The organism is Candidatus Amarobacter glycogenicus, assembly GCF_016704105.1.
GTDB lineage: Bacteria > Chloroflexota > Dehalococcoidia > Tepidiformales > Tepidiformaceae > Amarobacter > Amarobacter glycogenicus.
In genome coordinates this window covers 35,225-54,558 of sequence record NZ_JADJAT010000021.1, presented here as the reverse complement: position 1 = coordinate 54,558, position 19,334 = coordinate 35,225, and the positions used below count along the sequence as shown (strand labels likewise).

The 19,334-nt window shown below is 66.4% G+C and carries 19 protein-coding genes; 13 read left to right on the top strand and 6 right to left on the bottom strand.

The genetic code is table 11. The features are described from left to right. Nucleotides 1-6: 6 nt before the first annotated feature. The 7 genes from IPG14_RS17045 (at nucleotide 7) to IPG14_RS17015 (ending at nucleotide 4,546) form a co-directional block, all read left to right on the top strand. Entirely contained in the window at nucleotides 7-555 is a 549-nt protein-coding gene (locus IPG14_RS17045) for a hypothetical protein (RefSeq protein ID WP_343392626.1), read from the top strand. Nucleotides 556-616: 61 nt separating this feature from the next. After that, nucleotides 617-874: a hypothetical protein gene (locus tag IPG14_RS17040; protein WP_343392625.1), complete on the top strand. Its 258-nt coding sequence runs from the start codon at nucleotides 617-619 to the stop codon at nucleotides 872-874. A gap of 1 nt (nucleotide 875) precedes the next feature. Beyond that, nucleotides 876-1,382 (top strand): GNAT family N-acetyltransferase, encoded by a 507-nt coding sequence (locus IPG14_RS17035; protein WP_343392624.1) that lies wholly within the window; start codon nucleotides 876-878, stop codon nucleotides 1,380-1,382. Nucleotides 1,383-1,419: 37 nt separating this feature from the next. Then, entirely contained in the window at nucleotides 1,420-2,361 is a 942-nt protein-coding gene (locus tag IPG14_RS17030) for a DMT family transporter (protein WP_343385776.1), read from the top strand. Next, nucleotides 2,358-3,068, top strand: coding sequence for an endonuclease (locus IPG14_RS17025; RefSeq protein ID WP_343392623.1), 711 nt, complete (start codon nucleotides 2,358-2,360; stop codon nucleotides 3,066-3,068). The genes IPG14_RS17030 and IPG14_RS17025 overlap by 4 nt, the downstream gene beginning before the upstream one ends. Beyond that, nucleotides 3,068-3,550 carry an NUDIX domain-containing protein gene (locus IPG14_RS17020; RefSeq protein WP_343389942.1) on the top strand — a complete coding sequence of 161 codons (483 nt, stop codon included), beginning with the start codon at nucleotides 3,068-3,070 and terminating at the stop codon, nucleotides 3,548-3,550. The genes IPG14_RS17025 and IPG14_RS17020 overlap by 1 nt, the downstream gene beginning before the upstream one ends. Continuing rightward, nucleotides 3,551-4,546, top strand: coding sequence for a phosphotransferase (locus IPG14_RS17015; protein WP_343392622.1), 996 nt, complete (start codon nucleotides 3,551-3,553; stop codon nucleotides 4,544-4,546). Nucleotides 4,547-4,549: 3 nt separating this feature from the next. Here the strand turns inward: IPG14_RS17015 and IPG14_RS17010 are convergent, their stop codons facing one another. The 3 genes from IPG14_RS17010 to IPG14_RS17000 form a co-directional block, all read right to left on the bottom strand. Next, the gene (locus IPG14_RS17010; protein ID WP_343392621.1) at nucleotides 4,550-4,837 is read right to left on the bottom strand and encodes a hypothetical protein; all 288 of its coding nucleotides are present in this window, start codon (nucleotides 4,835-4,837) and stop codon (nucleotides 4,550-4,552) included. Between the two features lie 164 nt (nucleotides 4,838-5,001). Further along, nucleotides 5,002-5,433 carry an Hsp20/alpha crystallin family protein gene (locus tag IPG14_RS17005; RefSeq protein ID WP_343385781.1) on the bottom strand — a complete coding sequence of 144 codons (432 nt, stop codon included), beginning with the start codon at nucleotides 5,431-5,433 and terminating at the stop codon, nucleotides 5,002-5,004. 92 nt (nucleotides 5,434-5,525) lie between these two features. Then, nucleotides 5,526-5,900: a response regulator gene (locus IPG14_RS17000; protein WP_343385782.1), complete on the bottom strand. Its 375-nt coding sequence runs from the start codon at nucleotides 5,898-5,900 to the stop codon at nucleotides 5,526-5,528. A 275-nt stretch (nucleotides 5,901-6,175) separates the two neighbouring features. Here IPG14_RS17000 and IPG14_RS16995 point away from each other — a divergent pair, with 275 nt between their 5' ends. After that, nucleotides 6,176-8,413 (top strand): CoA transferase, encoded by a 2,238-nt coding sequence (locus IPG14_RS16995; protein ID WP_343392620.1) that lies wholly within the window; start codon nucleotides 6,176-6,178, stop codon nucleotides 8,411-8,413. Here IPG14_RS16995 and IPG14_RS16990 read toward each other — a convergent pair. Both IPG14_RS16990 and IPG14_RS16985 read right to left on the bottom strand, forming a co-directional pair. Beyond that, on the bottom strand, nucleotides 8,410-9,351 hold the full coding sequence (locus IPG14_RS16990) for an aldo/keto reductase (RefSeq protein ID WP_343392619.1): 942 nt from the start codon (nucleotides 9,349-9,351) through the stop codon (nucleotides 8,410-8,412). The two genes, IPG14_RS16995 and IPG14_RS16990, sit on opposite strands and share 4 nt — an antisense overlap. A gap of 113 nt (nucleotides 9,352-9,464) precedes the next feature. Then, nucleotides 9,465-9,761 (bottom strand): DUF3303 family protein, encoded by a 297-nt coding sequence (locus IPG14_RS16985; protein ID WP_343392618.1) that lies wholly within the window; start codon nucleotides 9,759-9,761, stop codon nucleotides 9,465-9,467. A gap of 163 nt (nucleotides 9,762-9,924) precedes the next feature. Here IPG14_RS16985 and IPG14_RS16980 point away from each other — a divergent pair, with 163 nt between their 5' ends. From IPG14_RS16980 to IPG14_RS16960, 5 genes are all read left to right on the top strand, one after another. Then, the gene (locus IPG14_RS16980; protein WP_343392617.1) at nucleotides 9,925-11,268 is read left to right on the top strand and encodes a GH1 family beta-glucosidase; all 1,344 of its coding nucleotides are present in this window, start codon (nucleotides 9,925-9,927) and stop codon (nucleotides 11,266-11,268) included. Between the two features lie 196 nt (nucleotides 11,269-11,464). Beyond that, complete coding sequence (locus IPG14_RS16975; protein ID WP_343392616.1) at nucleotides 11,465-13,312, top strand: SH3 domain-containing protein; 1,848 nt, start codon at nucleotides 11,465-11,467, stop codon at nucleotides 13,310-13,312. 43 nt (nucleotides 13,313-13,355) lie between these two features. Beyond that, nucleotides 13,356-15,659: a CoA transferase gene (locus tag IPG14_RS16970; RefSeq protein WP_343392615.1), complete on the top strand. Its 2,304-nt coding sequence runs from the start codon at nucleotides 13,356-13,358 to the stop codon at nucleotides 15,657-15,659. Further along, nucleotides 15,656-16,180: a GNAT family protein gene (locus tag IPG14_RS16965; RefSeq protein WP_343392614.1), complete on the top strand. Its 525-nt coding sequence runs from the start codon at nucleotides 15,656-15,658 to the stop codon at nucleotides 16,178-16,180. Before IPG14_RS16970 ends, IPG14_RS16965 begins: the two co-directional genes overlap by 4 nt. 87 nt (nucleotides 16,181-16,267) lie before the next feature. Further along, nucleotides 16,268-17,671 (top strand): aspartate aminotransferase family protein, encoded by a 1,404-nt coding sequence (locus IPG14_RS16960; protein ID WP_343392613.1) that lies wholly within the window; start codon nucleotides 16,268-16,270, stop codon nucleotides 17,669-17,671. A gap of 1 nt (nucleotide 17,672) precedes the next feature. Here the strand turns inward: IPG14_RS16960 and IPG14_RS16955 are convergent, their stop codons facing one another. Continuing rightward, entirely contained in the window at nucleotides 17,673-19,226 is a 1,554-nt protein-coding gene (locus IPG14_RS16955; protein ID WP_343392612.1) for a carboxyl transferase domain-containing protein, read from the bottom strand. Nucleotides 19,227-19,334 lie beyond the last annotated feature (108 nt).

Below are 19,334 nucleotides of genomic sequence, written 5' to 3'. Positions count from 1 at the left end.
CCCCGTGTGGCTCGAAGTGAAGCGAAGGATACGCCTGCCGCCGCCGGGGGCGATACCGCCGCCTTTCCCTTTCGCGAACGCAAACGCAAGCTCGACGGCTCGGTCCACGATTACGAAACCGAGCTGGTCCACCGCGACGGGCGCGTCGCCATCGTCCGTTTCCACATGACCCGGGGCGGTGGGCCACCGCGCCTGCCGGTGGTGGTTCCGGCCGGGTCGGTCTCGTACGGGTTCTTCTGGGCGCGCCGGCCGTACAACCTCTACCGCTGGCTCGACCCCGAGGGGAATGTGATCGCGCACCGGCTCGATGCGGTCACCGACGTCCGCTTCGGTGACGACGGGCTGGAGTACCGCGACCTCGTCCTCGACTGGTGGGTCCTCCCGGACGACACCCTCCTGGAGGAGGACCGCAACGAACTGGAGGAGGCGATCGCCACCGGCGCCATCTCGCCCGATGATGCGGAACGCGCGAACGAGGCCGCCCGTCAGGTGTACAGCCGCTATCGCCACATCATCGATGAGGCGGTGGCACTGGAGCGGCGCTGGGTGCCCTGAACCGGGACCGGCACCGGGCACTGCCGTCCGGCGCGCCGGTCGCTGGTATAGTGCGCCCATGATGCGCGCACTTCGCCGGTACCTGAACGCTGCCCTCATCGGCTTCATCGTCACGTTCGTGATCTATCTGTTCGTGCGGTTCGACCCGGACAAGATCATCACGGGCATCGTCATCTCGCTCGTGGGCGCCGGTGGCGCGCTCGCGCTCTACATCTTCCTGGACCGCAAGTTCGGCGGCGAAGAACCGGACCTCTTCGACAGAGACGGCAACCTGGTCGACAAGGCCGGGAAGATCCTGAAGGCGAAGTCGCAGCTGTAGCGTGGGAAGTCCCGCCCGAGAAGCGCTGGCGATCCGGCGAGGAGAGTACGGCGTCGCCTCGGCGATCCTGACCGAAGCCGCCAACTGGCTTACCCATTCGGGCCGGCAACTGTGGCCGCCCGAGGAAGTCTCCGAAGACGCCCTCAGGCGGCGAAGTGCGCCCGATTCGGTGCTCACCGGTTACTGGCGGAGTATCCCCGTGGTCACCACCCTCCTGGAGTGGCGGGACGACATGTTCTGGCCGGGCATCGACGATGCTGGCTTCATCCATCGCCTGGCTGTTCGGCGGGCGGCTGCCGGTCAGGGGCACGCCCAGGCGATGCTCGAATGGGCCGCCAACGAAGCGGCCAGTCGGGGCAAGGAATGTCTCCGGCTCGATTGCGTCGCCACGCGGACGCGTCTTTGCGCGTTCTACGAGCGTTGCGGGTTCGAACGCGTCGGCTCCTGGACGCGGGCCCCGCACTACGAACAGGCGCTCTATCGCCGCCCCGTCGCCAGTCGCGGCTGAGCCAGTTACGTTCGCGTCCCTGTATCGTTTCCCGTCAGTGACTGGCCGCGCCTTTGCCCTCCCCCGCGAAGCCTTCGCATCGCTGACCCCACACCAGCAGGGGCTGGTGGCAGTGCTCGGCGCGGCCATCCTCTGGAGCTCGGGAGGGCTGTTCATCAAGTGGGTCTCGCTGGACGCACTGGGGGTCACGATGTGGCGATCGCTCCTCGCCGGCGTGGTGATGTGGGCGATCGCGCGCCCGCCCATGCGCCCCCCGTGGAAGACCGGCAAGCTTACCTGGGGCATCGCCATTAGCTACGCGCTGACGCTCGTGATGTTCGTCGCCGCCACCAAGCTCACCACCGCGGCGAGCGCGATCTTCCTCCAGTACACGGCGCCGCTCTACCTTCTCGTGACTGGCGCGGTGTTCCTCCACGAACGGGCGACGAAGACCGACTTCGCCACCGTGGCCGTTGCTTTCGGGGGCATGGCGCTCTTCTTCGTCGGTAAGCTCGATGCCGATGCGATGACCGGGAACGCACTTGCCGCCGCCTCGGGCGTGACGCTCGCGGCCATGTTCACGCTCTTGCGCGCCCCCGGCTGCGCTGTTGAGACGCGCCCCGAGGCGATGGTGTGGGGGAACATCCTGCTCGTCGTTGGCCTGTTCGCGGTGAACCTGGGCCGGCGGACGAGTTCGCCGTTCACACCGGACCTGAGCGATATCGCGGGCCTGGTCTTCCTCGGCGTCGTGCAGATCGGCTTCGCCTACCTGCTCTTCGGCTACGGCGTTGCCCACGTCCAGGCGCTCGAAGCCTCGCTCATTGGCATGCTCGAACCGGTGCTGAATCCCGTCTGGGTGTTCCTCTTCCTCGGCGAAACCCCCGGATGGTGGGCTGTCCTCGGGGGCGCCATCATCATCGCCGCCGTCGCCGCCCGCACGTTCACGACTGAACGCGGCAAAGCCAACGCGAACACCACCGTCATCCCCGCCGACATATGAACACGCCTGCGGACCGACAGCACCTGGTCGATGTCTACCATGCGCTCGACGCAATGCACTCCTGGCGCGGATGGCACTGGTGGCCCGAGGCCGACCCTTTCGAGGTCTGCGTTGGGTGCATCCTCGTGCAGAACACGATGTGGACGAACGTCGAGCGGGCCATCGAACGCCTGAAGCTGGCCGGTGCCCTCACCCCTTCAGCCATGGCCGCACTCGATCACGCCGACCTGGAAGAACTGATCCGTCCCAGCGGCCAGTACCGGCAGAAGGCGCTGAAGCTCCGTGCCTTCCTGGAACTGGCCGGGCAGCACGGGGGCTTCGGGGCGCTGATGGCGATCCCCGCGGCCAAACTCCGGCCCATCTTGCTGGCCTGTTTCGGCATCGGCCCGGAGACCGCCGACGCGATGATCTGCTACGCCTCCCGGCAACCGGCATTCGCGGCCGATGCCTATTCCATCCGGCTCTACAGCCGGTTGGGGCTGGGCCCCGTCGCCTCGCGGGACTACCACCTGTGGCAACGCTGGGTACTCGCCGGGCTCAAGGGCGCATCGCCTGACGGCTGGGGCGAACGCGATCTGCTCGCCCGCTACCACGCCCTCATCGTGATGCACTGCAAACACCTCTGCCTCAAGAACCGGCCGAAGTGCGGCGACTGTTCCCTCGTGAGTCGATGCGAGCATGGCAGCCGGGTTACGCTGGGCGCGTGATGAAACGGGTCAGCCTCAGGGTCGGCACGGCGGTGCGAAAGCTTGCATGGGAAGGCGAACGCCTCCGCTGGCGCCTCTTCCACCCGGTCACGGTGGGTGCCCGCGTCATCCTCATTCGCGACCGCCAAGTGCTCCTCATCCGGCACACCTACCGCGACGGGTGGTTCTTCCCGGGCGGCGGCGTAGACAAAGGCGAACCACTCGACGAGGCCGCCCGCCGGGAGGCTGAGGAAGAAGCCAACGCGACCCTGCACGAACTCACCCTCCTGGGCGTTTACAGCAACTTCGACGAGGGCAAGAGCGACCACCTCGCGATGTTCTCGTCGCGGGACTTCGCACTGCGCCCGTTCACGCCCAACAACGAGATAGCGGCGCGGGAGTGGTTCGCCATCGACTCGCTACCCGCGGACATCTCCGCGGGAGTGCGGGAACGGATCGAAGAACTCATCGCCGGCGGGCCGCCCCGCGCCGGGGTGTGGTAGATGGTCGGCGAGCCGGTCGGCGACGCGATTCGTGCCGTCCTCCGGGAGTACGGGGCCACACTCGATGTCGCGCCCGCGCTCGTGCCGGATTCGATCAGTGCGGAGAACTACCGCGTCGAGACCAACCGCGGGACGTTCTTCGTCAAGCGTTACCGCGAATCGCGGCCGCGCGACCGGATGGTCAAGGAGCAGGCCGCGATCGCCTGGGCGGCGGCCAATGGACTACCGGTCGCCCGGCCGCTCGCCAACCAGCGCGGCGAGACGTTGCACGAGTGCGAGGGCCGCTGGTGGTCGGTCTCGCCGTGGGTCGAAGGTGGCACGTACCGGCGAGGGCAGATGTCGCCGGCCGGCGCCGAACACCTCGGCGCAGTCCATGGGAGGACGCACCGCGTCCTCGCGGCACATCCCATCCGGGCCCTTCCGCCGAACAGCGAACTCACGTGGGATACCGCGGCCTCGGTCGAGATCCTGAAGACGCTTGGACCACACGTCCGGGACCGCGGCGACGACCGGGAGCGGCGCATGGTCCGCAAGCAACGCGAACTGCTGGAGTCGGGCATCGCCCGCCCGTCTTCCGAGTTCTCCGGGATACCGATGCAGGCGACCCACGGTGACTTCCACGAGCGAAACGTCATGATCGATGAGACTGGTGAGGTCGCCGCCATCGTCGATTGGGAGCGCTTCTGCGTCCAACCCCCGGCGTTCGAAGTGCTGCGGGCCGTCAGCTTCGTCCTGCTCCTGGAGCAGCCGCTGCTGAGCGCCTACCTGCGGGGCTACCGGCGCGAAACCAGCCTCGATGAGACCACCATCGAGCCCACCATCGAAGCGTGGCGGCAGTCCGCGATGCACAACACCTGGGCGCTGCGGGACTATTTCCTGCAGGGGAACCCCGCCACGCGCCAGTTCTTCGCCGAGGAAGAGGCGCGAGCCCGGATATTCAACGACTCCGCCTTCCGGGAACAGCTCGCGGAGACGTTCCTGCGCGAGGCCTGCTAAACGTCAGTAGCCCCGGTGCTCCTTGTTCAGCGCCCGCACGTCAGGCTGGGGGCTCGCCTCCACCGGCCGGCCGGGCCGGCCATGCTCATCCGGCTCGGCGAGTTCGCTGACGGTGTCGGATTCGGGCTCGACCACGCGGACATCGGACTCCGCCGGCTCAAGCACCTTCGCCGCGGTCTCCATGAATTCCTTGACTTCTTCGATCGGGTGAAGACCCTTCACGAACTTTACCGCGCCCTTGATGTCCTCAATCGGATTCAGGTCGCTCTTCGCGTCTTTGTCCTTGCTCACCGGTGGTGCCTCCCAAGTTCGTGACGTCCAGTATGCCCCGCCCCGCACAGGCGGCACCACCGGCGTCGGTTTCCGCACCACCCTCCCGGTGGCAACCTCCACGTACCAGCCTCCGGGTCGGTCCATTCCAAATTCCTCGCGATAGCCAGGTTGCATGGCGCCGCTCAAGCCGTCTTGATACTGATCGGCCGTGGAGACGGCGGCGGCGAGGGTTCCGTCTTCGGCAGGCGCACCTCCAGCACGCCGTCCTTCAACGATGCCTCGATCTTCTCCTCATCGACATTGCCGGGGATGGAAAGGCTGCGTTCGAACGAGCCGAAGAACCGCTCGCTGTACCCGCCGTCCGGCTCGCCCTTCTTTTCCACTCGCTTTTCGCCGCGAAGCGTCAACATGCCCTGGTGGACGTTGACCTCCATGTCCTTCGCCTCAACCCCGGGGAGTTCGGCATGGACGACGATGGATGTCTCGTCTTCCCTCACATCACACCGCGGGCTCCATTCGCCTGCGAGCGATCCACCCCCGAAGCGGGCAAGGAGATCGCGTGGCCAGAACGATGTGAGTTCTTCGAAGGGGTTCCGGCGCACGATATTCGACATCTGACATCCTCCCTCTGGATGGATATCAGCGTAGGCTCGCTCCCTTGCCGCCCTATGGATCGTTCGGCCCTATTCTGATGGGCCGAACGGCACTAGTTTCCAGCGGCACTTGCCAGCGTCGCTTCGACCAGGGCGAGGAACTGGTCCGCGGCGAATGGCTTCTGCACAAAGACGGTGTTCGGCGTTCGGGCGGCGAACTCGGCTGGCCCTTCGGCGCTGTAGCCGGAGATCAGGATCACCGGTAGCCCGGGCCAGCGCTCAAGGATGTTCCGCCGAAGCTCGATCCCCGATTCGCCCGGCATGACGATATCGCTGATCACCAGGTCCGGCTTCTGCAGATCGATCTGCGCACGCGCCTCGCTGGCGTGGGCGGCCTGGAGGACGGTGTAGCCTTGCGTCCGGAGCAGGCGCGCCAGCATGACCCGCACCGGATCATCGTCATCGACGACCAAAATGGTCCCGGCCACACGTTGCTCCTGCCCCGAGGAGGACACTGCCCCGGAAACTCGTAACGCGTCTTGGGCGGCAGTTGTCGCGCGCACGTTGCTCCCTGGCGGCTCGCCTTTTGTATGCATCTATTCTCACCGAGCGCGCGGGTCCGCAGTCATTGGGGATTACCCTGATAGGGTATCCAGCACCCCCGCAGGCACAGGCGCGAATGATACCGGGGCACAACCGGTCAGTGTCTATCTTCCGCCGTGCCAGCTTTCCAGCGCCCCGGGGAACGCTATGATGCCGGGCCATGGACCTCCTGAGGAACTGCCGCTACTCGGTCGCGTCGTATGGCCCCGGCGCCGCCTATGCCGCCTGGCTGTTGCGTTCATTCGGCGCCTCTGTCCGCCACGTCTCCGCCCTGGACCCGGAAGGGCTGGGCGCCTTCCTCGCTGAAGGCGGCGAGAGTGACGACGCGCCCCCGCTTCGACCAACTCCGGGCGAGACGTTCATCACCGACGCGCCCGTGACAGCTGCCAACCGCCGCGTCCTCGAATCCGCGGCGCTCGCGGGCCGCGTCATCTGGATCACTCCCTGGGGTCTCGATAGTTCGTGGGCGGAACGCCCGGCGAGCGACCTGACCCTCTACGCCGCCAGCGGCTGGATGTACTCCGTCGGCGACCCCGGCCGCCCACCCCTGGCACCGCCCGGCGCGCAGTGTCGCTTCATCGCGGGCCAGTTCGCGACAATCGCCGCGGTCGAACACGCCGCGAAGGGGGCTGCTCCGTCGCCCGGCCTGGTCGATGTGCCGGTGATCGAGGCACTCGTCGCCACGCTTATCTATGACCCCGTGGCCTTCCAGTACTTCGGACGTCCCCGCGGCCGTGCCGGCAACCGCCTCAACGCGAACCAGCCGCTGATTGCCACGCTCGCCTGCCAGGATGGGTTCATCGGCCTGCATACCGCCCTGCACCGGCAATGGGTCGCGCTCGCCGAGCTGATTGGCCACCCGGAGATCGTGAAAGACGCGCGCTTCGAAACCATCGCCGCCCGCTCGGGCAACATCCCTGCCCTCGATGAAGGATACCTGCTCCCCTGGCTCGCCTCGCGGACGCGCTGGCAGGCATACCACGAACTCCAGCGTCACCGCATACCCGCCTCTGGACACCCGGACATGGCAGAGGTCCTCTCCTCGCCGCAACTCGAAGCCCGCAAGAGCTGGCACACCGTGACTACCCCGGGCGGGCGCTCGTTCCAGGTCCCGGGGGAACCCGCCCGCATCCCTGCAGAAGCCGGGCCTGGCCAGCGCGATAACGCCACGGGCCCGTGGCGTGCCGGTGCGTTGCGCGTCGTCGACCTCTCGATGGGGTGGGCCGGACCGTTCGTCGGCATGAACCTCGCCGCCATGGGCGCCGATGTCATAAAGGTAGAGAGCCATACTCACTTCGACTGGTGGCGCGGCTCGCGCCCACCCGGCGACGGCGATGGCGGCGACCTCCACGAGCGCAGCCACGTTTTCAACAGCGTGAACCGCGGCAAGCGGGGCATCACCCTGGACTTAACCCACCCTCGTGGCCGTGAGATCGCGCTCGACCTCATTGCAAGCGCCGACGTGGTGATCGAGAACTTCGCTGCGGGGGTAATCGAGAAGCTGGGCCTGACCTACGCGGCCGTCAGCGTCAGTAACCCGTCGCTGATCATGCTGAGACAGCCCGGGTTTGGCTCAGATGGCCCCGAAAGCGGCTATGTCGTGTTCGGGAACACCATCGAAGGAATGTCGGGGCTGTCCTCGCTCATCGGCTACGAAGGCGGGCCGCCGACGATGCTGAGCAATGCTTGCGGCGACCCGGTAAGCGGCCTCGGCGGCACCCTGGCCGTGCTCGCCGCCCTCGAAGCGCGTTCCCACGACGGCAAGGGCCGGGTCATCGAATGCGCCCAGCTCGAAGGCTTCCTCCCGATGGTCTCCGAAGCGCTCATCGCCTACCAGCAGACCGGCCAGCAGCCCCGGCGGCAGGCGGACCGCCGGCCGGGCCACACGCCTTCCGGGGCATTCCCCCTCGGCGACGATCGCTGGCTCGCACTGGAAGTCGAAACAGACGAACAGTGGGCCGCGCTCGCGAAGGAAATCGATGGCGCCTGGGCTCATGACCCTTCGCTGCTCCCGTCGTCGGGACGTGAAGCGCGGCGCGACGCCATCGAGGCGGCAACCGCCGCATGGGTCGCAGCCACCGGGGAAGCCGCCACCCTGAGCGCCTGCGATCGCGCTCATGTTCCCGCTTCGCTCGTCATGAGCGAAGGCGAGACGCTCGGGCTCGAGCCGCTCCTGGTCAGCGGCTTCTGGCAGGGCATCGACCGCGAACCGGTGGGATACCACCTCTACCCGGGCATCGCCTTTTCGTCGGCCGGCTTGCGTCCGCTCCCCGGGACCGCCGCACCCCTTCTCGGCGAACACACCGCGGAGGTGCTGGCGGCGATGGGGTACGACGCCGACGCTCGCGACGGGCTGGCCGCCGCGGGCGTCACCGGGCGCGTGCCCGTCCCGGCTTAGCGCTTCGAGATCGCGTCTACTTCGGCCAGCTCTTCGGCGGTCAACCGCCAGCCGCCGGCGGCCACGTTCTGCGCGACCTGCTCCGGTTTCGTCGCCCCGGCGATGACGCTGCCGACGTGCGACAGGCTGGCGAGCCAGCCGATCGCGAGGTCAAGCATGGTCTTGCCGCGCGCCTCCGCGAACGCTTCGAGTTTGCCCAGCATCTCGTAGTTCTTATCGGTAAGGACGCGGGCCGCCATTGGCCCCGCGTTCGCGAGTCGCGTACCCGCGGGCAGGTCCTGGCCCTGGCGGTACTTCCCTGTCAGGAAGCCGCTCGCCAGCGGGAAGAACGGCAACACGCTCACCCCGTACTGGTTGCATGCCGGTACCAGCTCCGCCTCGATCCGCCGTTCCAGCAGGCTGTACTCATTCTGGGCGCTGATGAACGGCGTGTAGTTGCCTTTCTGTGCGACGAAGTGCGCCTCGGCGGCCTGCCACCCGGCGAAGTTCGAATGGCCGATGTAGCGCACTTTCCCCGACGAAATGAGGTCGTCGAGCGCGCGCAGCGTCTCTTCCATCGGCGTCTGGGGATCGGGCCGGTGGAGCTGGTAGAGGTCGATGTAGTCGGTCTGCAGGCGGCGGAGCGAATCTTCCACGGCGGCCATGATGTACTTTCGCGACCCGCCGCTCTTGTGCGGCCCCTCGCCCATCTTCATGCCCCATTTGGTCGCGACGAGGACGCTGTCCCGCTTCCCCTTGAGGATCCGGCCGAGGAACTCTTCGCTCTTCCCCTGGCCTCCATAGACGTCGGCCGTGTCGAACAACGTGATGCCGGCATCGATGGCGGCGTGCACCACCTTTTCCGACTGGTCGTAGTCGCAGCGCATACCGAAGTTGTTGCATCCGAGTCCGACGACCGAGACCTGGAGGCCGGAACGGCCGAGGTTCTTGTAATCCATGCGTAAGCCCCCGAGAGAAAGTGAGTGAGGGCAGTATAGGCACAGCACGCTGCGCTGGCGCGGAACTCAGCACACCGGCAATCCGCTCTCGTAGCGCGACGCCTTTAAACCCGTCAGCTGATGCTGTCGCGGAACGCCACGGCCTCGGCCGAGATCGTCGCAGCCTGTTCCACCGGGACCAATGCTCGGGACTGGATCTCCAACGATGGCCTCCAGACTGCAGCGGCTCTCAGCAGCGTGGCCGCTGAATCGGCTTCAAAGATGGCGGCGCCGCCCGTCCCATCGGCGAACTCGTACCACCCCCTCACCTCAACCTCCGGCGGAGGCGACCACCTCGAGAGGATCTGGAGCATCCGCTTCGCTCCTTGCTCACTGGAATCCACGACACGCCACGTGTTCAAGAACAGCATCCCTTGGCCTCCCTGGGAAGATCGCGGGCACTGTAGACCTCAATGCTTAAGTTGCATAGATCTGTTTTTGTCGTCCCTGGCCCCGGCAGAGCGCCATCGAAGGGCACTGCCGCGCCCTGGGTGCCGAGTGTCCTCGCCCGCCTGCCATGAGTAGAATCCCGCAATGCCACTCCTCACCTTCCCCGACGGCTTCCAATGGGGCGCTGCCACCGCCGCCTACCAGATCGAGGGCGCCTGCCGCGAAGACAACCGCGGCCTGTCCATCTGGGATACCTTCACCCACCAGCCCGGCACTATCCAGGACGGCGCTACCGGTGATGTCGCCTGCGACCACTACCACCGCATGCAAGAAGACGTCGACCTGATGGCCGGCCTCGGCCTCCAGGCATACCGTTTCTCGGTCTCGTGGTCGCGGGTGATGCCGTTCGGCAAGGGCGCTATCAACGAGAAGGGCCTCGCCTTCTACGACAGGCTCATCGACGCCCTCCTGGCGAAGAACATCGAGCCCATGCTCACTCTCTACCACTGGGACTTGCCCCAGTCGCTCCAGGACCTCGGCGGTTGGGCGAACCGGTCGATCACCGACTGGTTCGCCGACTACGCGAACCTGATGTTCGAACGGTACGGCGACCGCGTGAAGAAGTGGGTGACGCTCAACGAGCCGTACATCTTCACCGACATCGGCCACCGGCGTGGCGTCATGGCGCCCGGCATCCGCGACCTCGCGATCTACGGACGGACCATCCACCATGCCCACCTGGCGCATGGCAAGGCGGTGCAGGCATTGCGGGCGAGCGGCAAGGGCGGCGAAATCGGCATCACCAACGCCAACTCCAGCTACGAACCCGCCGACGACACGCCCGAGACCGCGGCCGCCGTGGAGCTCGCGCGCGACTTCGATTCGCGGCTCTTCCACGGCCCCGTCTTCGGCAAGGGTTATCCCCAGAGCGTCCTCGACTACCACGATGCGCGGAACGCGAGCCTCCCGATCGAGGAAGGGGACATGGCAATCATCGCCAGCCCGACCGACTTCCTCGGGACGAACCTCTATTCCCGCTCGCTTATCCAGGCCTCACCTGGCCGTGGCGTCGGGTTCGCCTTCGCAGCGCCGCGGCTGCCGCTCCTGCCGATGGGTTACGAAGCCGCGCCACACGCGCTTGGCGACTTCGTCCGCTGGGTTTCGAAGGAGTACGGCTACCCGAAGATCTACATCACCGAGAACGGCGTCTGCGACAACACCGAGCCCGGCCCGGACGGCCAGGTGAACGACGCCACCCGTGTCGAACTGCTCGGGGGCTTCCTCAAGGGTCTCCACGGCGCCATCAACGACGGCTGCGACGTGCGGGCCTTCTACCAGTGGTCGCTCTACGACAACTTCGAGTGGGCCTTCGGCAACACCAAGCGCTTCGGCATGGTCTACACGGACTTCGACTCACTCAAGCGCATCCCGAAGCGAAGCGCGGCCTGGTATTCGGAGGTGATCCGGCGGAACGGGGTGGAGGGGTAGAGACGTCCCCAGGCCGGTCCAGTGGCGGCCATCGTTACGACGCAGGAGACATCCATCCGGACCAAGCGACCGGGTCCGCCCGAAGATATCCAAACCGATCGGCCGCCCTCCGGGACTCCAGGGAACCGAATTGGCCCCCGCAGCGTCATGATGATTGCATGTGGTGGCGCTGATGCGTTGTTTTACCAGTCCTGGAGTGCTTGGAGCACTCGCCTTGCTGGCGGCCGCATGCTCCGGCGACTCGAAGGACGAAACCGTCTCCGCCCCGACTCAAACCCCAGAAATCGTGGTCCAGCGGCCGCGCCTGAACTACTGCCCACCCGGGGTCGGCGACGAGATCTGCGACTTCGCCGCCGCCGCCGAGGGCCGGGTTCAGCAATCCGACGCCGCGAGTCTGGTTGGCGCCGGTGGCCCGTTGGACAACGCCACCGGCCGTGACGCGCTCTCGGCCGCCATCGCTGCCGCTCTGCCAGTTTCCGAAGCTCACCCTCGCACGCTGCGCAGCATCACCTGCCCGATGGTGCGCGTCCCACCGCCCGAGCCGAACTGCACGGCGAAGTTCGGGCTGGTGTTCGCGACCATCTCCGAAAAGGAGATCGACGCGGGCCCTATCGGGATACTGGTCCTGGTGTTCGAGCGCGCGGCTTCTGGTCCGCGGCTCACCACTCATGGCATCCCGGAAGGTCCGGGGCGCCTGTACGTCATCTTTGGCCCGCGGACGACCGGCGGCGAAGTGCCGGGCTCCGACATCAACGGGCCGGGCCTCGGCCACGGCGTCTACCCGGTCGAAGTCCTCGCGCCCGGCGAGGAACCGTACGCCCCCGGCGCGGCCGAGATCATCGATGGCGTCGAAGTCCGGCCCCTCCGCATCGGTGGCGATACCACCCTCCCGGACGATGTTGTTGTTTACCTCGGCCCCGCGCCCTGGGCAGCCGATAGCTTCGCCGTCCTACTCTGGCGCGAGTATCGCGGTCCGGACGGCGCCATCCGCCGAGACGACCTCTTCGGGAACGCTATCGCACAGCACGGTCCGCTCGGGATCACCGCCTGGGCTGCCGATGAGAAGTTCAACGACATCACCCTTACGGCCTGCCAGGAAGGCGCCTGCCGCGGCATCGGCGTTGGCGGCTGGGCCGGCGAATTCAACGTCTTCCGCTCCATCGACGGCGGCATCACCTGGACGGCCGCGGGCCGGGTCCCGGCAATGGCATTCCCTAAGGCCGTGACCGGCGATGGCGTCATCTTCGGCCAGTACCTCGCTCGCGATGTGAACGAGCGGCCCGTCTACCGCTTCTTCCTCCATCCTTCGGGCAGGGAAGTCCCCCCGCCCGCACCGCATACCGAACCGCGTAGCGTCCCCGGGCTCGGTGTTGTCTGGGAACCGACCTACCTCGGACGGTCAATCGGCATCGAGCCTTCCTACGACTCTGCCGGCAACCAGCTCGCCGGGCTCTTCGCGTGGAAATTGCAGGCGAGGATCGCTGCTCGCTTCGAAAACGGCGGCATCTTCGCCTCCTGGACCTACACTCCGGACCGGCCTTCCGACCCGCATCCAGCGATGAACTACATCGGACGGGTCGAGCCGTCTGGCCACCCCTCGGCCATCTACTCCAACGAGACCACCCTCAACTGGATCGGGCCCTTCGCCCTCGGCCACCGCTACCTCATCGGCAATGCCGAGGTGAAACCGAAGCCGGATAGCCAGATCCCGTTCGATGTCCCCGCCGTGCTGATCGACCTCGCGACGGGCTTCGTTTCGCCGCTGCGCGAACTCAACGCTGGCCTGCCTCCACAACTGCAGCCCTTCGTCCGAGGCGCGGTGCCGGGCCGCGTCGCCAGCGTCTCGAACAGCACTACCTGCCTGAACGTCCGCGAACAGGCTACGACCACCTCAGCCAGCCTCGGCTGCTATCGCGATGGCGTGCTGCTGTTCGAGCGAGGAGAGACGACCACCGTCTCCGGGGTCACCTGGGTCGCTGTGACCCCACCCGGCGGGAAACCCGGGTGGGCAAGCGCCGAGTTCCTCGAACGGCGTGCGGACTGACTCCTGATGCCTGACCCCTGACACCTCCGTATAGTCCACCCCCATGACAGCCTTCTCCGGCATCCGCATCATCGACTTCTCCGGGGGCATCGCCGGACCCATGGCCACCATGCTCCTCGGCGACCTGGGGGCAGAGGTCATCAAGGTCGAACCTCTCGCCGGCGACCGGATGAAGGACCACCCCGGCTACCTTTGCTGGAATCGCAACAAGCAGGTGGTCACGCTCGATCTCCACACGTTTGCCGGCCTTTCCGCCGCACGCTCGCTCCTTGCCACTGCCGATATGGCTGTGTTCGACTGGCACCCGGGGGAGCTGGAGCGGAGCGGTCTCGACGCCGTAACAGTGCGAGCAGCGAACCCCGCCTTGCTGCACGCCTGGTTTCCGCCCTACTCCCCCCATGGCCGCTGGAGCCAGCTCCCCCCGGATGAAGCGCTCCTCTCGGCGGTAAGCGGCGTTTCGTGGCTGCAAATGAGCTACGAAGACCGCCCGACGTACCTCATCAGCCCCCAGGTGCAGTACGGCCAGGCCATGATCGGCGCCGGTGTGCTCGCCTCGGCGCTGGTCGAGCGTGCCAAATCGGGCGAAGGCCAGGCGATCACCGTCAGCGGACTCCACGGCGTCTCCGCTGTCGAAAGCGGCGGCACCATCCGTGCGGCCGATATGTTCCGCATGGGTGGGCGCGGCAGCCGCGGCGGCGTCCCGAACTACCGCCTCTACGAATGCGCCGATGGCGAATGGTTCTTCCTCGGCACGCTCACGCCGCAGTTCTTCCTCAAGGCTCTCGAAGCCACCGACATGATGCACCTGATGGCCTGGGAACAGGTCGGGGGTGAGTTCACCAACCTGCTGAAGCCCGATATCAACCCGCTCGTCATCGCCGCCCTGGAAGAGCGGTTCAAGGAAAAGCCGCGCGCCGAATGGCTCAAGATCCTCCACGACAACGACGTCCCCCGGGGGCCTGTCGGCAAATCGCTCGAATGGTTCCGAAGCGAGACTGCCCGCATCAATGAAATGCACCTCGAGTTCGAACACCCCACGCTCGGCAAGGTCGAGTTGCCCGGCGTCCCTGTGAAACTGACGGCTACCCCGGGCTCTGTGCAGTCGCTCCCCATCTCCACGAAGCTGGACGCTATCGCCCAGAGGGCGGCCCCGAAAGTCAGCCCCAGGGCACCGGCTGGGAAGCGGGGTGGTCCGCTTTCCGGCATTCGCATCCTGGACCTTGGCGCCTTCATCGCCGGCACCTTCGCGCCCGGCATCCTCGCCAACTGGGGCGCCGACTCGATCAAAGTCGAACCGATCGACGGCGACCCGTTCCGCACCTACGGCCTCGGCTTCATCGGCTACAACCGCGGCAAACGCGGCCTCTCCATCGACCTGAAGAACCCGAAAGGGCGCGAGGCATTCCTCGACCTCGTCCGCGTCTCCGATGTCGTGCTGGACAACTACCGCACCGGTGTGCGCGAACGTCTCGGCATCGACTACCAGACGCTCAAGGCGATCAACCCGCGCATCATCTCTTGCTCGGTAACCGGCTACGGGCCGGTGGGCGAACTTTCGCCGGACCCGGGGTTCGACCCGCTGGTCCAGGCGCGCAGCGGCCTGATGGATGCCCAGGGCGGCGGTGTGGAGCCCGTCTTCTACCAGATCCCGGTAAACGATACCGCCAGCGCCATGGTGGCCGCGTTCGGCGTCGTCGCCGCGCTCTTTGCACGAGAACGCTCCGGCGAGGGCCAGGAGGTCCTCACCTGCCTGGCCAACCAGAGCATCCTGACCCAATCCGGCGAACTGACCTGGTACGAGGGCCGGCCCGCGAACCCAAAGGGCGGCCTCGACCTTCTCGGCACGAGCGCGACGAACCGCTTTTACGCCTGCAGCGACGGCTGGGTGATGGTGGCGGGCACGAAGGCCGAGCACTTCCCGGCGATCTGCATCGCGCTGGGCCACCCGGAGTGGGCTGGCCGCCTCATCGCTGAGAAAGCCATCCAGGAACCGGTCGAGGGCCAGCTCGCGAATCAGTTCGCGGAAATGTTCGCGACCATCTCGAAAGACGAGGCGGTCGACCGGCTGCTGACGAAGGGTGTACCGGCCGCGACCGTCACGAGCACGGCGGACCTCTTCGAAAGCCCGTACATGCACGAGAACAACTACTTCGAAGATTTCGACCACCCGGCCTTTGGCGCCATCCGCGGCCCACGGTTCCTGGGCGAATTCTCGAGGACTCCCGGCGGTTATCCACGGCGCTCGCCCGGGATCGGGGAACATTCGGTTGAGGTGCTCCGCGATTGCGGCTTCAGCGAAGACCGCATCAGCGAGTTGCTCGCCCAGGGCGTCATCCGCCAGGAATGAGTACGACGGTCCGCCTGCGGGAACCAACCGAGGGCGACGTGCCCCTGCTCGACGCATGGAACGCTTCGCTGGCGTTCCGGGGCGAGTTCAACGACTTCGGCCTGCCGCCGCGCTCCGCAAATGAAGCCGCCGAGAAGGGTTTCATCGATGACCAGCACGGCACGCTGATCGTCGAGGCGGATGGCACACCCGTGGGCACGATCGACTGGCGCCCGGCAATGTACGGCCCACCGCCCGAATCGATGGCCTACCAGCTCGGCATCTCGCTCGCTCCCGAAGCGCGCGGCAAGGGCTACGGCACCCAGGCGCTCCGCCAGGTCGTCGAATACCTGTTCGCGAAGACGAAAGTGAACCGCATCGAGGCTTCGTGCGATGTCGAGAACGTCGGCAGCCAGTTCGCGCTCTCCCGGGCGGGTTTCCGCTACGAAGGCGTGGCCCGCGGTGCGCAATTCCGCGCGGGCAGCCACCACGACCTCATCCTGTTCGGTTGGGTCCGCGGGGAACCGCCTGGCGAGGGGTGATCGCCACGGCTCTGGCCCGCTCGCATTCAAGTGACCCTCGCGCCGCGGGGTATAGTAGCGGCTCCAACCGCTCTGAAGGCACGCACGATGACGACGACGACTGAAGCGATTTCCCCGGCAATGCTCGATGACGACGTAGCGGACTACATCAGCCGCGGGCTCGAACACCTCTGGGTGCACACCCAGCAGCAGGCCGACCTCGAAAAGGAGGACGGCCTCAAGGTCATTGTCCGGGGTGAGGGCATCCATCTCTGGGACATCAAGGGCCGCAAGTTCATCGATGCGATGTCCGGCCTCTGGGTGGTCAACGCCGGACACGGCCGGGCCGAACTTGCCGACGTCGCCGCGACGCAGATGCGCGAAATGGCCTACGCCAACACTTTCTCGTACGCGAACAAGCCAGCCATCGACCTCGCCGAGAAACTCGCCGGCCTCATGCCCCCGTCACTCAACCGTGTGTTCTTCGTGAACTCCGGCTCGGAGGCCGTCGAGACCGCCATCCGCATGGCGAAGAACTACCAGTACAACATCGGCGAGAAGAAGCGGTACAAGGTCCTTGCTCGCCGCGGCTCCTACCACGGCATGACGGCCGGCGCGCTCTCCGTGAACGGCGCCGCGGCCATCAACCGCGCTCCCTGGGAGCCCCTGGTCGCCGGCTCGGTCTTCGTCGAGAACGTGAACTGCTACCGCTGCCCGTTCGAAAAGACCTACCCGTCCTGCGACACCTTCTGCGCCCGCAGCATTGAGCGCACGATCCAGGCGGAGAGACCCGAGACCATCGCCGCATTCATCGCCGAACCCATCTCCGCCGCCAATGCTGTCTCCCAGCCCCCACCCGAATACTGGCCGACGATCCGCAACCTCTGCGACAAGTACGGCATCCTCCTCATCGCCGATGAGGTGATCAATGGATTCGGCCGCACCGGAAAGTGGTTCGCAAGCGAGCTCTACAACTTCGAGCCGGACTTGATGACGATGGCTAAGGGCCTCTCATCCGGCTATCTCCCGATCGCGGCCGTCGGTGTCAGCGATCGAGTGGCGAAGGAATTCCAGGGCGAGAAGGCGCGCACGTTCGCCGGTGGCATCACCTTTGGGACCCACCCGGTCGCCTGTGCCGTGGCGCTCGCGAATCTCCAGATCATCGAACGCGAGAACCTGGTAGAGAACGCGGCTCGCAACGGAGCCTACCTGCTTCAGCGGCTCAACAGCCTGAAGGAGAGCCACCCGACGATCGGCGAAGTGCGCGGCCAGGGATTGCTCATCGGCGTCGAGATCGTGAAGGACCCGGCAACCAGGGCTCCCTTCCCGGAATCGGACGACCTCGCGGGCAAACTGTCTGCCGCGCTGGTCCGCAACGGCATTCTCAGCCGTGCCGGCAACCTCGTGAACATCGCCCCGCCGCTCGTCATCAGCGAGGCAGAGTGCGACGACCTCGTGGCCCGCTTCGATGCCGCCCTGGGCGAAACCGAGCAGGAGCTCGGTATCGCCTGAGCTACGGCAGGTAGGCGATGCGGCTGGTTTGGCCCAGGAGGTCCGGGAGCACACGCTGGGCGTCTCTCACGAAGTCGACCATCAACGGCCGGGTCTCGCGAGGGTCGATGATATCCTCGACGGCGAACGCGTGGGCAGTCCGGAAGGGCGATTGGAGCGTATTCAGGCGTGCCTCGATCTCCAGGCGCTTCGCCTCCGGATCCGGCGCCGAATCGATCTCGCGCCGGTATGCAGCGGTCACGCCACCTTCGATATGCATCGAACCCCAGTGGCCTGACGGCCAGGCAAAGCGCCGGTACATCGCCGTTCCGCCGCGGTAGTGCAACCCGCCCGCGACGCCGTAGGCCTGGCGGATGAGGAAGCACAGGTACGGCGTTTTCGAAAGCGAAAGGAGCGAAACGATGCGGGCGCCCGCGCGGACAATGCCTTTCTTCTCCTCCTCGAGGCCAACCATGAAGCCCGGTTCATCGCAGAAGTAGACGAGCGGGAGGTGGAAGGTGTCGCAGAGCTGCAGAAGGCGCGCAGCTTTCTCTCCCGCGGCCTTGTCCATCGAGCCACCGAGGAAGCGCGGGTTGTTGATCATCACGCCGACCGGATAGCCATCGACCCGCGCCAGCCCGGTGATTCGGGACCGCGCGAACTCCGGCTGGATCTCGAAAAACGAATGCCGGTCCAGGACCATCTCGAGGATCTTGCGCGGGTCGTAGACGCGCTGGCGGTTCTGGGGGACGACCGAGAGCAGCCCTTCGTCCCTCCGCTCGGGATCATCGTCCGTCTCTACCCTGGGCGGCATGTCCCAGACGCTCGAAGGGAGGTAGGAAAGGAATCGCCGCACCTGTGCCAGCGCATCGGCTTCGTCTGCCGCCAGGTTCGCCACCACACCAGAAGTGCGCACCTGGATGTCCTCATTGCCCAGGTCTTCCTTCGAGATTTCGATGCCAAGGCCCGCCTTCACGACAGGCGGGCCAGCCACGAAAAGCTGGCTCGTGCCCTTCACCATCACGTTGAAGTGACACATCGCGGCCTGCACGGCCGGCAACCCGGCGACGGAACCCATGACCGCCGATACGCAGGGCACCATCTGGAGAAGCTCCGTATCGAGCACGCGGTCGTTCGCCGGCAGGTATGTGCGGCCCATCGACTCGAACGTGCGGACGCTCCCGCCCGTGGCATCCAGCAAGCGGATGAACGGCAACTTCAGTGAGTACGCCTGCTTCACCGCCCAGCCGCTCTTGTCGGCAACCGAACCATCGGCCGAACCGCCCCGGATCGTGAAGTCGCCACCGTGGACGATGACCTTCCGGCCATCGATCTTGACGACACCGGTAACCGAATTCGCAGGGGTGAGTGCTTCGAGCTCCCGCCCTTCGTACGTGGCCTTCCCCGCGAGGACACCGGTCTCGGCGAACGTCCCCGGGTCGGCGAGAATGTCGAGCCGTTCGCGCACCGTGAGTTTGCCGCGGCCCTTATGAAACGCAACTGATTCGGGGCCGCCCATCTGTCGGGCCATATCGGCCCGGAGGTGCAGTTCATCGATTTCGGCCTGCCAGGTCATGGACGCACTCCTCCGAATGTGGCGGTGGGCGGGATTCTACGGGGAACGGCGCGATGCGGCGGAGGGCGCTTCACGCCCACGGCGCATCGCCGCCGAAGACGTTGAGCG